Source organism: Lacticaseibacillus absianus (assembly GCF_013407595.1).
Classification (GTDB): Bacteria; Bacillota; Bacilli; order Lactobacillales; family Lactobacillaceae; genus Lacticaseibacillus; species Lacticaseibacillus absianus.
Genome location: NZ_JABEKX010000001.1, coordinates 865,231 through 882,628 on the forward strand (window position 1 = coordinate 865,231; position 17,398 = coordinate 882,628).

A 17,398-nucleotide genomic window follows, 5' to 3' on the forward strand; every position below is an offset into this window, starting at 1 on the left:
CTCACTCCCTTTGGTTTTCTCACTCAAGTATACCGCGAATGGCCCCTGAATGTCCTACTCGAGGTACAGCCGCCGCAGATCGCGCTGTTGATCGCGGGTCAGCTGCAGCACGTCGCGTAGGTATTGCGCCATGCCGCCGAACTCGCGGTTGATCGCTAGGAGTGCGACGTCGAGGTATTCATCGGCGACACGGCCCAGCGAGCGGGTCGACGCGAGCAACTCGTCTGAGCCGCCATTGGCGCGCACCGCGTCGAGGTTCTTCAGGCGTTGCGCGGCCAGGGATTGGTTGGAGGCAAGGTAGTCACGCCGGATCGTCAGCGGGTCGACGCCCAGTGCGGAGAGCACGTATACCGCACCCATGCCCGTTCGGTCCTTGCCAGCGGTGCAATGAAACAGCAGCGCGGCGTCTGGGGCGTCATTGGCCAGGAGCTGGTCGAAAAAGCGGCGGTAGGCGGCCTGGGCGTGGGTCTGGTTGACCAAGTTGGCATAGACGTTCAGCATGTTCTTGAAGCCCGCGAGCGGGTCGGTCGCAAACGTCGCACGCAACTCGGTGGCTTCTTGGGAGACCTTGGTCTCGTCGGTTTCAAGGACCGGGTCAAAATCGTAGGTGACGCCGGCCGGTAAGCGGTCCGGCGCGTTCTCGCGCTCTTTGGGGGAGCGGAAGTCGACGTCGACGCGCAGGCCGTAGTCCGCGAGGTACTGCAAGTCGCGCTCGGACAACTCGTTCAACCGCCCGGAACGGATCAGCTTGTGTGCGCGCAGGGTGTAGCCGTCTTGGGTCCGGTACCCGCCCAGATCGCGGAAGTTGTGGCCGTGGTGAATGTCCAGTAAACGTATACTCAAGATCGTTCGTCCTCCTCTAGTCGTCAATGCCCCTCCAGTATACCCGAGGGTGCGCGGAGAAAAAAGGGCCGGTGCAGCCAGGCGACAGACAAAAAAACTCGCCCCCGCAAGTGGGACGAGCAATGGCCGTTAGTCTTCTGCGACAGTTGTGCTGCCGATGATCAGACCAGCTGTGAATGAAGCGACGAGGTCCTTTTTGGTCGAAGGAAGGACATCGTTGTTATAAGTCAGGACGCTCTTGTCGCTCAAGAGGTCTTCGACGCGAATCACTTCGCGGTCGGTCAGGTCAATGACGGCTTCTTTTTGGCTGGCGTACTTGTCTGGGTAAGCCAGTGCTAGGATGTTGACGGGGTCAGTGTTGTAGTACTCAGCCAACTTGCGGATGCTGCGCTCGCTAGGGATCGTCTGGTCGTTCTCCCACTTGGTAAAACTTGCCGGGGAAGTGTGGGTGGCCTTGGCGACTTCAACGATGGATTCGCCTCGTCCTTTACGGATCTGACGTAATGCGCTGCCAACGGTTTCTGTCATGAATTTTTCACCACGATTCTTTAGGATACGATACCAAACCGAAATTCGGTTCACCTATTAATTTAGCGTTCTCACGCCTGAAATGCAATGAAGTAATCGGTTTTTATTAGCATCTTTATTTGAAATTCACAGAAAGGTCATAATCTGGCCCGCGCGCACTGGCCGATCAATACAAAAAAGATAATCTGAAGGCGCCTGCGCCGCGGCCAATTTGCTTGTATTTCCCGCGGCGCGGCGGTACGCTTAAGTTAATCCAATAAGGAAGTGATCATATGGACCAGGAATACAACACGCTGCTGGTGCCAGTCGATGGTTCCGATGAGGCCGAGCTCGCCTTTCGCAAGGCGGTCAAGGTCGCAGTGGCCAACCACGCGCACCTCGACATTTTGAACGTCCTTGACACGAAGCAGTTCATCGGTGGCTACGGCGGCATGATCTCCGGCGATGCGATCTACCAGCTGACCCAAGACGCCGAGAAGTACCTCGATGGCCTGGCGGAGCGGGCGAAAAACGCTGGCCTCGATGACGTCACGATCCACGTCCGCTTCGGCAATCCGAAGACCGTGGTCGCCACCGATTTTCCGCATGACCACCACACCGACCTGATCATCATCGGGGCCACCGGTTTGAACGCCGTCGAGCGCGTGCTGGTCGGCTCGGTCACCGAGTATGTCAACCGCACGGCGCCTTGCGACGTGCTGATCGTCAAGACCGAAGCATAATGTGCGCCAAATGAGCATAACGCAAAGGCCTGGAACAGCGCTTGGCGTTGTTTCAGGCCTGTTTGTGCGTAATCTATGGCATGGTCCCGCGACGACGCGGCGACCCAGACGGCTCGGGGCGATAGAGGAGGAGACTGAGATGGCAGAGACGACTTGGTGGGGCGACCGAAGCCCCTTACTGAAGGCATATCACGACAAGGAGTGGGGGGTGGCGACGCATTCGGACCGTGACTTGTTCGAGTTGTTGAGCCTGGAGGGCCTGCAGATCGGGTTGAACTGGGAACTGGTGTTGAAGAAGCGACCAGCGTTCAACGCGGCGTTTCATCACTTCGACATCGACGCGGTGGCGGCGATGACCGCAACGGACTTGGTGCCGCTGATGGCGGATACGGGCTTGATCCGCAACCGGCGGAAGCTGGCGGCGATCGTCCGTAATGCACGGGCAGTCCAGGTGATCCAGCGTGAGTATGGCAGTTTCGACGCTTACGTCTGGGGGTTCACCGCGGGCCAGCAGCTGGTCAACCGCCCGCAAACGGCGGCGGACATTCCGACGCGTACCGCGCTGTCAGCACAGGTCGCACAAGACATGAAACAACACGGCTTCACGATGATCGGACCGGTCAGCGCCTACAGCTTCCTGCAAGGGGCGGGTGTGATCGACGACCATCTGGCCCAGTGACGATGGAGGCGCTATGCGACACACACGATTGATGGGCCTGGCGCTGGCGATCCTCGGCTCCAGCCTGTGGGGGATCGCCGGGCCGGCTAGCGAAGTCTTATTCGCACAAGGTGTCTCGGTGTCCTGGCTGATCAGCTCGAAGATGCTGATCGCCGGGCTTGTCACGCTGGGCTACGCCCTGATCCGTGAGGGGCGCGCCGTCCTGGCGCCGTGGCGGACGCGCGCCGATGCTGGGCGGTTGCTGATCTTCATCCTGTTCGGCATGATCGCGATGCAGTATGTCTACTTCAAGGCCGTCGAGGTCGCCAATGCACCAACGGCCACGATCCTTCAGTACCTCTCGCCGGTCGTCGTGCTGGTGATCTTGGCCGTCACCACGCGGACCCTGCCGCGCCGGACCGACGTCGCGATCATCGCACTGGCGATGTTTGGCACCTTGATGGTGGTGACGAGGGGCCACCTGACGCAGCTGGCGATCACGCCGACTGCCTTGTTTTGGGGGCTGTTGGCCGCGCTGGCCGCCGCGCTGTATACTTTGTTGCCGGCTGGCTTGCTCGAGCGCTACTCACCGCTGACGATCAGCGCCTGGGCACAACTGGTGGGTGGGCTCATCGTGTCGGTGCGCGCGCCGGTCTGGCGTGGGGTGCCGCAGCTGAATGCACTGGGCTGGGCGAACTACACCTTCGTCGTGCTGGGCGGCACCATCGTCGCCTACATGGTCTACCTGGCCAGCTTGCAGTACATCACCGCCACGGCTGCAAGTTTGCTGGATGCTTTCGAGCCGTTAGCGGCCACGCTGACCGCGGTCTTGTTCATGAGCTTTCACCTGAGCCTCGCCGAGGTGATCGGCGGGGCGATCATCATCGCGACAGTGTTTCTGATGGCGATGACCAGCCCGAAGGCACCGAGATGAGCCGCATAGGTCGACCCCCTCAAGCTGAACCTGCCTTAGCGCGTGGCTCAGTTTGAGGGGGTCAACCTGTCGATATCGTTAGCGTGACGTTGGCTGGTCAAGCAGGTTCGGCAAGCGGACCTGGTGCTGGTCAGGACGAAGGCCGAGGATGTAGCCGTTTTTGACCCGCAGCTTGTAGGTGACGCGCAGCTGCATCTTCAGTGGTCGGCCTTGGGCATCGACCAGTGGTAATGGATGTTGATGTGGCATATTCTCGCCTCCTTCAGGATCATTATAAGGCAGGCCACGACCGGTAACTGTCACAGTTGCGTGTCAATGGCGTGGCTCGTTGTGGGACAAAATGATACAATGGGCGTGAACGTCATAGAGATGGAGGGCAACACATGGATCAATTTGGTGTGAGCGAGCTTGCGGATTGGCTGGAGGCCAATACGCCGGCGCTGCTCGATAAAACCACGAAGATGCCGACGGACCGCATCCTGGCGGCAGTGGACTACCTGAACGTGCTGGCGCAGCCGGCGGCGACCTACTTGGAGATGCATCAAGGTCAGTATTTCAAGGAGGCCTCTGACCATAAGTTGAACTTACTGGCCGATGACCAGCCGTTGCGCGCACTGGAAGACCGGATCATGGTCAACCACGTCGATGGCTCGATCGTGAGCGACCAGCTCAACTTCACCTATAACCACGAGCCAGTGTTCGAAGGCGGCTATCAGGCCAAGAAGGACCTGAACATCGTCAAATACGGGCTTGAGGTGATCGGCGCGGTCGCGACGAGTGGGCATCTGGACACGGTGACGGCGGCGCTATCACCAGATGCGACCGTGACCCTGATCGTTGCGGCGACGCAGTTCGCGGCCTGGCAAGCCTGAGGCGCAGCTCAGACGGTGGCCGGCACGAGCCAGTCGGACTCGTACAGCTGGTGAAGCTGATGGGAGACTGGGACCCATAACCGAGCTTGGAGAATGGCGCTGACGGCTGCCCAGAATTGGGGGTCGCGGCGCTGTTTTTCGTTGGTCTCGATCACCAGGGCCTGCCCGTTTTCTAGGGTTGCGGCGATGGTCGGGTAGGTGATGGCGTCGAGTCGGGCGGTGTAGACATCATTGACTAATTCCATTGCGATCATCCTTTCGATAACTTCAGCATACGGGGCAGGTATGGTGAAAGGCTGGGGAATTCGTCAAAAAAGTGTGAAGAGAACGATAAGAAAACATTAAGCGCTGCCATGGCTTTTTGGCTGTCGGCTGGGCTATACTAGAACCAACTATTCACTAAGGGAGCTGACTGATCTTGACTGAAGTACGGCGACTGGCCGCCGAAGACTCGGCCGCATTCTACGCATTGGCGCGTTACGCCTTCCACAAACCCCAGAGCGAAACGCGCGACCGTGCGTTCGCCGGTCTCTACGAGCACTCAGCCGCGTGGGCGATCGGCAGCCCACTCCAAAGCGGCTTGTTGGGCACGCACTTTACGGTCGACCTGTCTGGGGTGACCTACGGGATGAGCGGGGTCGGCTACGTCTCAAGTTATCCAGAAGCCAGTGGCCACGGGGGGATCAGCGCGATCATGGCGGAAGCCTTCGCAGACATGCGGGCAGCCGGCGAGACCCTGTCGTACCTCGCCCCGTTCTCCAGCACGTTCTACCGGCGCTTCGGCTACGAAGGCGCCTTCGATCAGGTGACCCACACGATCGCCGCCCGCGACCTTCCGCGCGTGCCGCGGGCGTCTGCGGCGGTGAGCGTCGCGCGGGTCCCGTTTCGCGCGGCGATCGCCGCCATGGCGGAGGTCTACGGGCGCAGCAAGGCGGCCACGCGCGGTGGTCTGCGCCGAGCGGACTGGTGGTGGCTGAACATGGCCGACCACTACCCGGACCGTGAGGTGGCCGTGGCAATGCTCGGCGATCGGCCGACGGGTTACGTGATCTACGAGCGCGACGGCGAGACTTTCCGCGTGCACGAAGAGTTCCATGATGACTTGGATGCACTGTTGGCGCTAGGCAAGTTCATCACGGCGCACCGCACCGCGTTTGCCACCTTCGTCTACACGACAGGCGACCCAGAGTCCCTGCACGACCTGCTGCCAGACCCGGCCGCATTGACGACTAGCGTGCGCGCCTACATGATGGCGCGGATCGTCGACTTAGAAGACTTCATGACGCGCTATCCGTACCAGGTCTCCGACCTGGCACCGGTCGTCTTCGCGGTGGAGGATGAATTCATCCCGGCCAATGCCGGGCTGTGGCAGCTTGCGATCAACGACGGCCAGGCCAGCTTCACCCGGGCAGATGCGCATGCGGTACCGGGTTTGCGGCTGACGATCCAGCAATTGGTCAAGGTGACCTTCGGTGTGCGCGCACTGCGCGACGCCTATAACCTCGGTCTGGTCGATGGGGACCCCTTCACGATCGCAAGTGTTGGGGATGCCTTCTTGGCGCACCAGACGCAACTTTACGATTACTTCTAGGCCGTCCATGAACGGGTCTGGGTGCTGCGACGCTGGCGCACACGCCGGCCCGTTTTTGGCGTGGCCGATTGGACAGCGGGTGTCCGTTGCTGAGCGATCTGTGAGCGGCGAATGAAGTTACGTGAGAGTCCTGTGGCGGAGATGGGGGCGTGCTGGCAATGGAATGGGAGGGGGCTCAGCGCATTCTTACGCGACTACCGGCTGGTTTTCACTGAAGGCTAGGGATTGGCTTGTTAGACTGGGATCGGCTTTATATTTCAGTGAAAGACAGGTGGAATCATGGCAGACGCCAATAAGCAATTACGCTGGTATAACGTGGCTCTGATCGCATTCGTCGCGGTCTGGGGCCTGGGCAATGTGGTCAACAACTATGCGCAACAGGGCCTTTCGGTCGTGACGAGCTGGGTGCTCATCATGCTGCTGTACTTCGTGCCGTATGCCTTGATCGTTGGGCAGCTCGGCTCGACTTTCAAGGACGAGAACGGTGGGGTCGCGTCTTGGATCCGCCGTACCGGCACCAAGCGGCTCGCGTACTTTGCCGCCTGGACGTACTGGGTGGTGCACGTCCCATATCTGGCGCAAAAGCCTTCAGGGATCCTGATCTCGCTGAGCTGGTTGATCAAGGGCAATGGGAACTTCGTCAACGAGGTGAACGCCAAAGTCGTGTCGGCGCTGTGTCTCGTGTTGTTCCTGCTGTTTCTTTGGCTGGCCTCGCGTGGGCTGACCACGCTGAACCGCATCGGGTCGGTCGCGGGAACGGCGATGTTCATCATGTCGATCCTCTTCATCATCCTGGCGGTCTCCGCGCCGTTCATGACCCACGCGACGATCGCGACGCCGCACATGGACCAACTGAGCACGTACCTGCCGAAGTTCAACGTCAACTACTTCACGACGATCTCGATGCTGGTGTTCGCCGTCGGTGGGGCGGAAAAAATCTCCCCGTATGTCAACAACACCAAACACGCCGCTAAGGAATTCCCGCTGGGTATGCTGGTGCTGGCTGGGATGGTTGCCTTATGCGCGATCCTTGGGTCGTTCGGGATGGGGATGCTGTTCGACGCCAATCACATCCCAACTGATCTGATGGCCAACGGCGCGTACCTCGCATTTGCAAAACTGGGGGCTTACTACCACGTCGGCAATGTCTTCGTGATCCTCTATGCCCTCGCGCAGGCGATGGCGCAGATCTCCGCTTTGGCGTTTTCGATCGACGCGCCACTGAAGATCTTGCTGGGCGATGCTGACCCGCACTTCATTCCAGCCAAACTGAGCAAGCTCAACAAGAAAGGGACCCCGACGAACGGCTACCTGATGACTGGCGTGCTCGTCAGCCTGCTGATCGTGATCCCGTCGCTTGGGATCGGGAACATGAACGAGCTGTATAACTGGCTGTTGAACCTGAACGCGGTGGTGATGCCAATGCGTTACCTCTGGGTGTTCCTTGCGTACATCCTGCTGAACAAGCAGCTCAGCCAGTTCCAGTCCGAGTATGAGTTCGTCAAGAACCCGAAGCTCGGTATGGTGATCGGTGGCTGGTGCTTCTTCTTCACCGCCTTCGCGTGCGTGATGGGGATGCTGCCGAAGATCAGTTACGCCGCGACACCGGGCACCTGGATGTTCCAGCTAGCGCTGAACATCATCACGCCGGCGATCTTGCTGGCGCTGGGGCTGATCCTGCCAGCCATCGCACGGCGACAGGAAGCTTGAAAATCAATCGATCGAAAAAACGTGTTGACGCTTACATGCGGATGAGTTAATATCATAGACAGTTGAACACGTGACGTTAAAGGGTTGTTACTTTAAGTAGGCTACACCTTCCTTCGGGAATGTGTGGCCTTTTTTCGTTGAGGAGAAATCAATGCAAGTCCAAAAAATCATCAACAACAATATGGTTAGATCTGTTGATCAAAACGGCCAAGAAGTCATCTTGATTGGCAAGGCGCTCGGGTGGAACCGGCGCCTAGGAGACTCGATCTTGCCGTCGCAGGTTGAAAAAATTTATCGACTGCAAAACGGTGAACAGGCGGATCAAATTGAGTCGCTACTGGCGGGAATTGATTTCAAGCACATTCAGTTGGTCAACCAGATTGTGGCGTACGCAGAGAAGACGCTTGGGTACCGCCTACAAAATAGCTTGTACATCTCGCTAACTGACCACATAAACTTTGCAATTATTCGGAATCGTCAACATCAAGAATTTGCGAACCCCTTACATAGCGAGATCAAGCAGTTCTATCGGCGTGAATATGATATTGGTCAGTACGCCATCCAGCTACTGAATCGACGGTTAGCACTAACGTTACCTGACGATGAGGCCTCGATGATCGCCATGCATATCCTGAATGCACAGGAGGACGGCGACTACTTTAAGCAAACGCGCAGATTAACGAATTTCATTCACGGCGTGCTTGATCAAGTCAAAGACGAACTCGGCGTGGCGTTTGACGTTGATTCAATCAACTACGACAGGTTATTAACACACCTGAAATTTTTTGCAAAGCGTTTCTTTAACGGTGAACAGCCTAGGCCCGTTGATGAGAATATTTTTCAAGTCATCACAGCACAGTATGAGAAAGAGTACGCGGTGGCTAGACACATTAGCGAACAGATCCAGCGGCGCTACGGTGAAGAATTGCCAAGATCTGAGTTGTTTTATCTAACGATCCACTTGAATGCTTTTCACGAACGCGAAAAACGGGGGTGTCACGATGAGATGTGAACAGGTTGTGATCCGAGGCGCAACGATGCGTGCACTGGGCTTAGCAATGAGAGATCCAACGCACACATTGATTCTAGAAGAGGGGCTTCACATCGGATGGGAATTCATTGATAGTCTGATGTTTGAGAAGACTCGGCCGGCGATGAGTGACGCGTCCAAACAACTCGAACAAGATCTAAAAATGAGCGGTGTGCAAAGCGGTGATTCACTGTATTTGCCGGATGTTTATCCGTTTTTAGCACGATGGGCCGCACGTTTAGGAATCAGAATTCTTTTTTCGACAACCGTTTCGACTGTTGCCTCGTGTGAAAAGGGAAATGTTGAGATTTTAGCACACTACGGTGTGGATACGCTGCGGATAAGGTGTGCGCACTATATTGACACGATGGTTTCTGCAACGGATCTCGGGCATGTTAGACGTGTCTGGATCGGTGGGCTAGCGATAGGTAACGACATTCCGGATACGATGCCTTCAGTCGAGATCAAACCGACGAATCATGATCAGATTTATGCGATTACGCTGGATGTCCCGCCAACAACGCCATATTTAACAGCGGTCAGAAAACTTACTGAACATTTTACTTTGTCAGCGGGCAAAAAACCGACTTTTCAATTGTTGACTGTTACGCCAATTCTTGGGGTGGCAGGTGATTGGGTTGACCGAACAGTGGGTAATGTGAGTTGGTATCCCTACACACGCACAACGGATTTTTATTCGGCAATCGAACAGGTGGGTGAGTGTTATGAAATATAGAGCACAGTGGTTGGATGGCCAACGACAAGTTGAGGCAGTCGCAGATGACATCAATGCCGATCGAGCTGACGTAGTTGTTCTCGGTGGCGGGACAGCGGGTGTGATGGCAGCGCTCGCAGTACTTGAGGCTGGCTGTACGGTCATCGTAATCGAAAAGTTGAAAACGCTGGGCGGAATTTTGAGCCATACGATGTTCAAATACTACATGGGTAATCCGGGGGGACGGTATGAGGCGCACGATCACTTGATTCGCGATCAGACGGGCCGTGTTGCGATCGTTCCTACCTACGGAGATCAAAATATAATTCGTAGTCTTGCAAATGATCATGTTATTCGGACGATGGGTGGAACAATCATCTACGGCGCATGTTTGACGGCTGCATACGCAAACGAAGAGGGGCAACTGACTGGAGTTGAGTATTTGGCCAACGGGCAACGCAAAGTGGTCGAGGGTGCTCAGTTCATTGATTGTACTGGTGATGCAAGCCTGGCCCGACTGGCTGGGGTGCCGGTGCGTCGAGGACGCGAATCTGACGGGCGCACACAACCTTTTTCACACCCGCGATTTCAACTAGACCGCATGCAGCATCGCGTAATCGTCAATAATATCGACGCGGGTTACGTGGATGAACGAGACGTTGACGATTACTCAAGCGCGGTGCTTGAGTCTGCACAAAATGCTGCATACTTAACTCGGAGCGCCTATGCAGACACCGTTGCATGGTCACCGATTCTTGGTGTCCGCGAAGGCGTTACGATTATTGGACAGGCAACACTTTCCCTTAAGAAGCTGATCATCAATGAGCGCGAGAAGAACCCATTGTTTTACACCTTTGCAAATGTTGACAATCATACGAAAGACATTGCCTTAGAAAGCCAAGCCGTCTGTGATTGGATGGTTGCGCTAGGACTGTGGGCAGTGAAGGTCTATGTCCCAGTCCCACTGGCGGCGCTAAGGCCGAAAAATTGGCGCAACATACTTGTGGCGGGGCGGCACATTTCCGTTGACCACGACTTGGCCGCACAGGCACGAATGATGCGTGATTGTCAAAAAAGTGGAGAGGCGGCAGGACTTGTCGCAGCGCTGGCAGTCAATCAAGGGGTTGATGTTGATCAGGTTGACTACGCGGAGATACAGACGTGGCTGACGGCGAGCGGCTGTCTACCCGATAAGCCACCTGTCGAGTTTGTGGATAATCCTCCGGATGATACCCGAACTTCTATGCATTATCCAAGTACATTAGCGGGGATACGTGAGGCACTATGCTCGAATCGACCTGGACTAGGTATTTTGGCCGCATACCGTGCGCATGATCGACCCCAGATCTTGGCGTGGTTGAATGCACCTGAGGAAGATTTGAGATTCAACGCCGCCATTGTATTAGCATTGTGGGACGATCCGGCAGGGACGGCCGAACTGATGGTGCATTTTCAACATCGAGATCCGTTCGTGCCAAGGAGTAGTAGATCGTACAACTCGCCTCGGGGGGTCACGGCGCTGTATCTGCTTGGTCGACTAGGCAGCGTGCAAGCAATTCAGGCAATTGAAGGGCTACTGACAGATTATCAAATGCTTCTGCAGGATGAGTTCGAAGCTGATCCTAAGTTCTTAACAAGGTCTGTTGATTATCAATTCCAGTATGTCACACATGCGTTGCGCGCATTGCTAACAATTGCGGCCCACCACAGGACTCAAAGAGATGAGGTCGTGGCATTTATTCGGCAGTTTATAACCCAACCTAAACTTAGATTGGCCGTCACGCTCAAGTACGATACGGGTGCGCCGAAGGATATGACTGTAGCGGTCCGCCACTACGTTGAAACAAAACTAAATCAGTTACAGGAAGATAGGGTGAATCAGGATGGACAAAAATGAAATTGAAGGAATTGTACGGGGATTAGGTGGTCTTGAGAATATTGACCAGTTCGGGAATTGCATGACGCGGTTGCGCTTAACAGTCAAGGACGAGCGCAAAGTCAACGTTGAAGCGTTGAAGAAGGCACCAGGGGTGGTGGGATTTGTCGGCGGTGCGGCACAACCGCAAATCGTTCTAGGGCCAGGTAAGGCTGAGGAGGCTAAAGCGCAGATTCAGCAGATGTTGGCAATGGCAGTCCCCGTTGAGCCGAAGTTATCTTCGGATGTAGCAGGGTATGCTTCTAAAGGCAATCCGGACGGGGAAAAATCTGCTCGGGTCGAAAATTTTAACAAGAAAAAGAAAAACCGTAGTCAGATTTTCACGACCATCTCTCAAGTCTTTACGCCCTTGATCCCTGCACTGGCAGGTACTGGATTGCTCTATGGGGTGATGAAGATTCTGTCACTGTTTTACATATACGGTGGCGTTCAATTATTCAATGGTGCGGCGATTGCTGATGGCGGATCGTATCTGATGGCGGCGTTGTCTGTGATCGCGGGCTCATTTTTCTCTGTCATGAACATCGCAGTGGCTGGGTCGGCTTCAACTGTTGTTGGCGGTAACCTCTTTGTCGGTCTTGCCGTCGGTGGGATCGTGACCAATGTCGGTGGGCTTGAAGGACTTTCAATGGGCTTTTTGAATCTCAAGTTCACAAGTGGTATGGGGGGGACTTTGGCAGCTCTGTTTGGGGGACTGCTAGCAGGCTACATTGACAAGAAAATGCGCGAGCGGACACCAAGCTCGCTTCAGATTCATTTGCCAGCGTTAGTTTCAGTGGCACTCACTGGCCTAGTTCTTCTGTTTGTGATTCAGCCAATTACAGGTGTTCTGGCAAATGGGATCACTGAGATCGTGATGTGGTTGACGAATGATGCCGGCGCGTTTGGCGGCGCAATTTTGTCCGGGACCTTCCTGCCGCTGGTTGCGCTTGGGATTCACCATATCTTCACCCCGATTCACACCACGCTTCTTCAAACCTTGGGATATACTTCTATTGCGGCCTTTTCCTCACTGGCGGGGGCTGGATTGGCAGGTGCCGCGGTTGGACTGATTGCGAAATACCGAAACACCAAGTATCACAACCTCACCCACGTCGTTTGGATGAATATTCCAACCCAACTATTGGGTATCTCGGAACCAATGATTTACGGGGTCACTTTACCGCTCTGGCGGCCATTCATTGCGGCAAACTTAGGCGGTGCAGTAGGTGGATTCGTATTAGGGTTGTTCCCGGGACAGGGGGCAGAAGCGCTAAACGTTTCCGGGCTCCTGGGTATTCTCGTTAACACGAAACCGTTTGCCTATATCTTGGGTTATGGGGCATCCGTGCTTGCGGCGGCGCTGTTCACCTATTATATGGGTGTTAAGGAAGAGTATCTTGAACCGTTCCTAGACAAAGAGTTCAAGTAGCAGGTCATTAGATGAAGCAAGCGAGGCTTTGAATATGCAAAAAATATCATTGGTTGCGCCGGTTAAGGGGACACAGATCGCTTTGGAAAAAGTACCAGACCCAGTTTTTTCCGAACGAATGATGGGGGATGGCGTTGCCTTTGATCCAGAGGAAGATACGCTTTTTGCCCCGATAAGTGGCACCGTAACCGCAATTTTTCCGACACAGCATGCGTTTCAACTCAAAAGCTCCGGTGGACTTGAAGCACTTGTCCATATCGGGATCGATACCGTTGATTTGAATGGCAAGGGTTTTGCGTTGACGCTTTCGGAAGGCCAAACTGTCACGGCGGGCGAAGTGATTGGGCGGGTAGACTTTGCCTATGTTCGAAGCCAAGGACTGTTGCCAATAACAATGGTCGTTTTTCCTGATGCGGGAGAGCTTTCGATCATCATTGAATGACGGTCTGAATTGTAATCGAAGAATCACCGGCAACGGCGGTTCTTTTTACTATCACCGAGGGGAGGTCATTCATCTATTTGTTGCGCGGTGGTCTCGTGTTACAATCAGGCGAACTTATCTTTTTTAGAAAACGAGTTGTGCAATGAATGACATTTACAATTTCCAACAAGTGATCCAACGCGTCGAAGTCGGGATGCTGGTGCTGATGGCGCTATTCGGCAACCTCGGGCTGTTCGTCACGGCCAGCGTGTTCATCGCGGTGTTCCTGAGCGTTAAAGTCGCGCTGACCGCACAATACACGAAGCGGCTGCGGCTGGTGCTGATCCTCGCGTACCTGGCCCTGATGACGCTGCAGATCGTCTTCGATGTGAACACTGTCTTTCTTGCGGCCGGCATGACTCGCCGGTTGCTGCGGGTGATCGCAACGCTGTTCTTGCCAGTCCCGTTTCTCGTCGAGTTCCTCGTCATGCGCAGCAAGACGGATGTTTTTTACCTGCCGCGGCTCGGGGAGCTTGCGACGATCAGCTTCGCTGAGTTTCAGGAGAACCGTGAGCGGATCCGCCAGGCGCTGCACAGCGCCGATCGGGTCAAAAACGTCTTCTCTGTCGATCACGTCCGCACGCTGTTCGGTGACCTACACCGCCACTCGGCGATGCGTTACATCAACGGCGGGAGCCTGGACGCGGACTATTTTCGCCGGGCGACGACGGCGCTGGCTGATCCCGCGTTGTACCTGGTGATCTCGAACACCGGCAGCCCCGCCAGCGAGCTGATCGCACTGTTCACGGAGAAGCAGTTCAACCACGCCTCGCTGAGCTTTGACGCGGCGCTGTCCACCATCATCAGCTATAACGGCGGTGAGCGCGTCTATCCACCGGGGTTGAACCCGGAGATGGTCGAAGCCTTTCATAAGAAGCCCGACGCCTCGGTCCTCGTCTACCGCCTGCCGGTGACGCGAGATCAGAAGCAACGGGTGCTGGAGACGATCCGCGAGATCAATCTGACCGGTAGCGCCTATAATATTCTCGGACTGGTCACCAAGCACTCGCTGCGCCGCAATATCATGTTCTGCTCGCAGTTCGTCTACACGATGCTCCAAGTGGCCGACGCCACGTACTTCACTAAGCACCCGGGGGATGTGCGACCGACCGACTTCATCGAGCTCGACTACCGCCGCAAGCTGGAGTATGTGACCGAGATCCGGTTCTGAGCGGCGGCCCGCATCATGGCCAGGGCGGCACGCGACGGCGTCGGCGCACTGCGGAATCCGGCGCTCAGCGCACTGCGGCCGCAGGCACTGGATTCAGGTAATGGTCTGGAGGGACTTGAGGGAACACGACAACAGGGGCTCAGCGCCGGCATAAGCCGGGTGCGCTGAGCCCCTGTTGGCATTAAGGTCTGGCGGATCCGCTGGGGAACTGGTGATTGGGCCGCGCTTCGGCGGTCACAGGTATGGTGCGTACTCGCACGCGAGGCGGGCGCTTAAGGCACGGCGGTCGGCCTCGGGCAGGAAGGCGGCGGCCGCCGCATTTTGGTTGAAGGCCAGCAGGTCGGCCATGGTCACGCCGAAACACTGCTGAAACAGCTCGTACTCGCGTGTCAGTGTGGTGTGGGAGACGGTGCGGTTATCCGTGTTGATCGTGAGCTTGGCGCCAGCGGCCCGCAGCTGCTCGTAAGGGAACTCGCTGAGGTCGTTAGCCGCCTTGGTCTGCAGGTTAGACGTCAAGCAGAGCTCAGCGGTCGCCCCGGCGGCGACGAACTGGGTGATCAGCTCGGGGTGGTCGACGATCGCCGTCGCGTGGCCGATGCGGTGGATGCCCATCGCGAGCGCCTGTGCGATGTTGTGCGCGCAGTGACACTCGCCGGCGTGGAACGTCATCGGGAGGGCCAGCGAGCGGGCGTAAGCGACCGAGTCGGCGACCACTTCTGGGGGAAAGTCGGCCTCGTTGCCGGCAAAATCGGCGCCGCCGACCCCGTGGCCAACGAACGGCGCCGCGGCGGCGAAGATCGGGTCGGTCACTTGGGCGGGGGATTGGCGCATCCCGCAGATCAGGGCAGTGGCGGTCAGGTCGAAGTCATGGTGCGCCCGCGCTAGTCCGCGCACGACCGCTTCAATGGCGGCCGTGGCGGTGAGGCCGGCGTCCATCGAGAACTCTGGGGCAAAGCGGATCTCCGTGTAGCGGACGTTTTCTTCTGCCGCTTGGGCCGCGACATCGTATGCGGCGAGCTCCAGCGCCGCTTCGGTCTGGAGGAGCGGGCGGATGAAGTCGAACGGGCGCAGGTAGTCGAGCAGTGTCTCCGCGTCGGCGGGGGCGGAGACAAGCGCCCGCAACGCCGCGTCATCGGCCGGTAGCGCGATGTTGGCCATGGCGGCGAGCTTGCGGATCGCATGAAGCGACAGCGAGCCGTCGAGGTGGCAGTGCAGTTCGACCTTGCCGAGTTGATGTAAAATGGTTTTATCCATCAAAAGCCCTCCTTGACGTCATTAAGTAATGTTAAGTTATTTTAAGTATAACACAGCAAAAGCCCTGCAAACGCTCCCTCGTCGTGTTACACTTAGTTTATCACATCACATATAGAAAGCTGGGATAGTATGCGAATGGTCGACTTGATCGCCAAGAAGCGCGACGGGGGGACACTCACGAAGGCGGAGATCGATTGGATGATCACCGAGTACGTGAAGGATAACATTCCCGACTACCAGGTGAGTGCCTTTTTGATGGCGACTTACTTCAACGGGATGGAAGATGCGGAACAGGCCGATCTGGCCTTCGCGATGCTCAATTCGGGGGACCGGCTGAACTTGGACGAGATCCCCGGCATCAAGGTGGACAAGCACTCGACGGGCGGGGTCGGGGATAAGATCTCGATCCCGTTGACGCCGCTGGTCGCTTGCCTAGGCGTGCCGATCCCCATGATCTCCGGCCGGGGGCTGGGACACACCGGGGGAACACTGGACAAGCTGGAGAGCATTCCTGGCTTCAACGTGCATGAAACAGAGGCGGAATTCAAGGCGCAAGTGAAAGACATTGGCCAGGCGATCATCTCGAGCTCTGGTGACATGGCCCCGGCTGACCGGCGCATCTATGCGTTGCGCGACGTGACGGCCACCGTAGAGTCGATCCCGCTGATCGCGAGCTCTATCATGTCAAAGAAGATCGCCAGTGGCACCAACGCGCTGGTCTTCGATGTCAAGGTCGGAAACGGGGCCTTCATGAAGACACAGGCGGACGCGGAGAAGCTGGCGCGCGCGCTGGTCGCCATTGGGCACGCGGCCGGGGTGGACGGCGTTGCCTTACTGACCGACATGAACCAACCGCTGGGCGTGACCATCGGGAACTCGCTGGAGATCGCCGAATCGATCGCGATCCTGAAGAACCGCGGCCCGAAGGATGTGCGCGAGCTGACCCTAACGCTGGCCGCGCACATGCTGGTGCTGGGGAAGCGTGCAGAATCGCTGGAAGTCGCGCTCGGCATGTGCGAAGATGCACTGAAGGACGGACGTGCGTTGCGGGCGTTCAAGCAGCTGATCGAACGCCAAGGCGGCGACAGCCGTGTCGTCGACGATCCGACCCGGTTGCCGCAAGCCCAGTACAAGGTGCCAGTAGTCGCCCAAGCGGATGGCTACGTGACGGCGATCGACAGCAACGCCTTGGGCATCGCCGTGATGCAACTCGGTGGTGGCCGCGCGACCAAGGATTCCGTGCTGGATCTGGCGGTGGGCCTGGTCCTGCATAAGAAGGTCGGTACGCCGGTGACCGCCGGCGACACGCTGGCGATGATCCACGCCGACAGTGAGGACATCGACGCGATCGAACAAGCGGTTCAGCAGGCCTTCACCATCGGCCCGGACGCGCCGGAGAAGGCGCCGCTGATCAAGCAGATCATTAAGTGATCGCGCGACAGGCAGTCTGCCGCTTCAGCCGCCTTTGTGCGAGCGAAGTGGCAGGACTGCCTGATCGTATTTTGAGGCGGCTTTTCGTCGTCTCGGTGCGCATCCGGCAAC

Annotated in this window: 18 protein-coding genes; 13 read left to right on the forward strand and 5 right to left on the reverse strand. The window is 56.9% G+C overall.

All coding sequences use genetic code 11. The features are described from left to right. Positions 1-54: 54 nt before the first annotated feature. A complete protein-coding gene (locus tag HII33_RS03655) occupies positions 55-843 on the reverse strand; it encodes a tyrosine-protein phosphatase (RefSeq protein ID WP_179394439.1) in 789 nt (262 codons plus the stop codon). A gap of 129 nt (positions 844-972) precedes the next feature. Further along, complete coding sequence (locus HII33_RS03660; RefSeq protein WP_179394440.1) at positions 973-1,371, reverse strand: helix-turn-helix domain-containing protein; 399 nt, start codon at positions 1,369-1,371, stop codon at positions 973-975. 272 nt (positions 1,372-1,643) lie between these two features. On the opposite strand from HII33_RS03660, the gene HII33_RS03665 reads away from it, so the two are divergent. The 3 genes from HII33_RS03665 (at position 1,644) to HII33_RS03675 (ending at position 3,685) form a co-directional block, all read left to right on the forward strand. Next, on the forward strand, positions 1,644-2,093 hold the full coding sequence (locus tag HII33_RS03665; RefSeq protein WP_179394441.1) for a universal stress protein: 450 nt from the start codon (positions 1,644-1,646) through the stop codon (positions 2,091-2,093). A 139-nt stretch (positions 2,094-2,232) separates the two neighbouring features. Continuing rightward, complete coding sequence (locus HII33_RS03670; protein WP_179394442.1) at positions 2,233-2,772, forward strand: DNA-3-methyladenine glycosylase I; 540 nt, start codon at positions 2,233-2,235, stop codon at positions 2,770-2,772. Between the two features lie 13 nt (positions 2,773-2,785). Beyond that, a complete protein-coding gene (locus HII33_RS03675) occupies positions 2,786-3,685 on the forward strand; it encodes a DMT family transporter (RefSeq protein WP_179394443.1) in 900 nt (299 codons plus the stop codon). A 78-nt stretch (positions 3,686-3,763) separates the two neighbouring features. Here the strand turns inward: HII33_RS03675 and HII33_RS03680 are convergent, their stop codons facing one another. Beyond that, positions 3,764-3,934: a hypothetical protein gene (locus HII33_RS03680; RefSeq protein WP_179394444.1), complete on the reverse strand. Its 171-nt coding sequence runs from the start codon at positions 3,932-3,934 to the stop codon at positions 3,764-3,766. Positions 3,935-4,068: 134 nt separating this feature from the next. Between HII33_RS03680 and HII33_RS03685 the strand changes: the two genes are divergently transcribed. Further along, positions 4,069-4,557 (forward strand): hypothetical protein, encoded by a 489-nt coding sequence (locus HII33_RS03685; RefSeq protein WP_179394445.1) that lies wholly within the window; start codon positions 4,069-4,071, stop codon positions 4,555-4,557. Between the two features lie 8 nt (positions 4,558-4,565). Here the strand turns inward: HII33_RS03685 and HII33_RS03690 are convergent, their stop codons facing one another. Then, positions 4,566-4,802 (reverse strand): hypothetical protein, encoded by a 237-nt coding sequence (locus HII33_RS03690; protein WP_179394446.1) that lies wholly within the window; start codon positions 4,800-4,802, stop codon positions 4,566-4,568. 173 nt (positions 4,803-4,975) lie between these two features. Between HII33_RS03690 and HII33_RS03695 the strand changes: the two genes are divergently transcribed. The 8 genes from HII33_RS03695 to HII33_RS03730 all read left to right on the forward strand — a co-directional run bounded on the left by HII33_RS03695 (position 4,976) and on the right by HII33_RS03730 (position 14,602). After that, on the forward strand, positions 4,976-6,148 hold the full coding sequence (locus HII33_RS03695) for a GNAT family N-acetyltransferase (RefSeq protein WP_179394447.1): 1,173 nt from the start codon (positions 4,976-4,978) through the stop codon (positions 6,146-6,148). Positions 6,149-6,427: 279 nt separating this feature from the next. Further along, on the forward strand, positions 6,428-7,858 hold the full coding sequence (locus HII33_RS03700; RefSeq protein WP_179394448.1) for an amino acid permease: 1,431 nt from the start codon (positions 6,428-6,430) through the stop codon (positions 7,856-7,858). 151 nt (positions 7,859-8,009) lie between these two features. Then, positions 8,010-8,870 (forward strand): PRD domain-containing protein, encoded by an 861-nt coding sequence (locus HII33_RS03705; RefSeq protein ID WP_179394449.1) that lies wholly within the window; start codon positions 8,010-8,012, stop codon positions 8,868-8,870. Next, complete coding sequence (locus tag HII33_RS03710; RefSeq protein ID WP_179394450.1) at positions 8,860-9,624, forward strand: hypothetical protein; 765 nt, start codon at positions 8,860-8,862, stop codon at positions 9,622-9,624. Before HII33_RS03705 ends, HII33_RS03710 begins: the two co-directional genes overlap by 11 nt. Next, positions 9,614-11,500 carry an FAD-dependent oxidoreductase gene (locus HII33_RS03715; protein ID WP_179394451.1) on the forward strand — a complete coding sequence of 629 codons (1,887 nt, stop codon included), beginning with the start codon at positions 9,614-9,616 and terminating at the stop codon, positions 11,498-11,500. The genes HII33_RS03710 and HII33_RS03715 overlap by 11 nt, the downstream gene beginning before the upstream one ends. Beyond that, positions 11,487-12,950: a PTS transporter subunit EIIC gene (locus tag HII33_RS03720; protein WP_179394452.1), complete on the forward strand. Its 1,464-nt coding sequence runs from the start codon at positions 11,487-11,489 to the stop codon at positions 12,948-12,950. Before HII33_RS03715 ends, HII33_RS03720 begins: the two co-directional genes overlap by 14 nt. 34 nt (positions 12,951-12,984) lie before the next feature. After that, entirely contained in the window at positions 12,985-13,392 is a 408-nt protein-coding gene (locus HII33_RS03725; protein WP_179394453.1) for a PTS sugar transporter subunit IIA, read from the forward strand. A 142-nt stretch (positions 13,393-13,534) separates the two neighbouring features. Continuing rightward, positions 13,535-14,602, forward strand: coding sequence for a hypothetical protein (locus HII33_RS03730; protein WP_179394454.1), 1,068 nt, complete (start codon positions 13,535-13,537; stop codon positions 14,600-14,602). A gap of 234 nt (positions 14,603-14,836) precedes the next feature. Here HII33_RS03730 and add read toward each other — a convergent pair whose 3' ends face one another. After that, entirely contained in the window at positions 14,837-15,856 is a 1,020-nt protein-coding gene (gene add, locus HII33_RS03735) for an adenosine deaminase (RefSeq protein ID WP_179394455.1), read from the reverse strand. A 129-nt stretch (positions 15,857-15,985) separates the two neighbouring features. On the opposite strand from add, the gene HII33_RS03740 reads away from it, so the two are divergent. Beyond that, the gene (locus HII33_RS03740; protein ID WP_179394456.1) at positions 15,986-17,287 is read left to right on the forward strand and encodes a pyrimidine-nucleoside phosphorylase; all 1,302 of its coding nucleotides are present in this window, start codon (positions 15,986-15,988) and stop codon (positions 17,285-17,287) included. The last annotated feature ends 111 nt before the right edge of the window (positions 17,288-17,398 follow it).

What these genes read in the sequence shown, in the direction of transcription:
- HII33_RS03680 (WP_179394444.1), bottom strand. Translation starts at nt 3,934, where the DNA reads ATGCCACATCAACATCCATTACCACTGGTCGATGCCCAAGGCCGACCA.
- HII33_RS03705 (WP_179394449.1), top strand. Translation starts at nt 8,010, where the DNA reads ATGCAAGTCCAAAAAATCATCAACAACAATATGGTTAGATCTGTTGAT.
- add (WP_179394455.1), bottom strand. Translation starts at nt 15,856, where the DNA reads ATGGATAAAACCATTTTACATCAACTCGGCAAGGTCGAACTGCACTGC.
- HII33_RS03710 (WP_179394450.1), top strand. Translation starts at nt 8,860, where the DNA reads ATGAGATGTGAACAGGTTGTGATCCGAGGCGCAACGATGCGTGCACTG.
- HII33_RS03665 (WP_179394441.1), top strand. Translation starts at nt 1,644, where the DNA reads ATGGACCAGGAATACAACACGCTGCTGGTGCCAGTCGATGGTTCCGAT.
- HII33_RS03715 (WP_179394451.1), top strand. Translation starts at nt 9,614, where the DNA reads ATGAAATATAGAGCACAGTGGTTGGATGGCCAACGACAAGTTGAGGCA.
- HII33_RS03675 (WP_179394443.1), top strand. Translation starts at nt 2,786, where the DNA reads ATGCGACACACACGATTGATGGGCCTGGCGCTGGCGATCCTCGGCTCC.
- HII33_RS03725 (WP_179394453.1), top strand. Translation starts at nt 12,985, where the DNA reads ATGCAAAAAATATCATTGGTTGCGCCGGTTAAGGGGACACAGATCGCT.
- HII33_RS03685 (WP_179394445.1), top strand. Translation starts at nt 4,069, where the DNA reads ATGGATCAATTTGGTGTGAGCGAGCTTGCGGATTGGCTGGAGGCCAAT.
- HII33_RS03720 (WP_179394452.1), top strand. Translation starts at nt 11,487, where the DNA reads ATGGACAAAAATGAAATTGAAGGAATTGTACGGGGATTAGGTGGTCTT.
- HII33_RS03740 (WP_179394456.1), top strand. Translation starts at nt 15,986, where the DNA reads ATGCGAATGGTCGACTTGATCGCCAAGAAGCGCGACGGGGGGACACTC.
- HII33_RS03670 (WP_179394442.1), top strand. Translation starts at nt 2,233, where the DNA reads ATGGCAGAGACGACTTGGTGGGGCGACCGAAGCCCCTTACTGAAGGCA.
- HII33_RS03690 (WP_179394446.1), bottom strand. Translation starts at nt 4,802, where the DNA reads ATGGAATTAGTCAATGATGTCTACACCGCCCGACTCGACGCCATCACC.
- HII33_RS03730 (WP_179394454.1), top strand. Translation starts at nt 13,535, where the DNA reads ATGAATGACATTTACAATTTCCAACAAGTGATCCAACGCGTCGAAGTC.
- HII33_RS03700 (WP_179394448.1), top strand. Translation starts at nt 6,428, where the DNA reads ATGGCAGACGCCAATAAGCAATTACGCTGGTATAACGTGGCTCTGATC.
- HII33_RS03660 (WP_179394440.1), bottom strand. Translation starts at nt 1,371, where the DNA reads ATGACAGAAACCGTTGGCAGCGCATTACGTCAGATCCGTAAAGGACGA.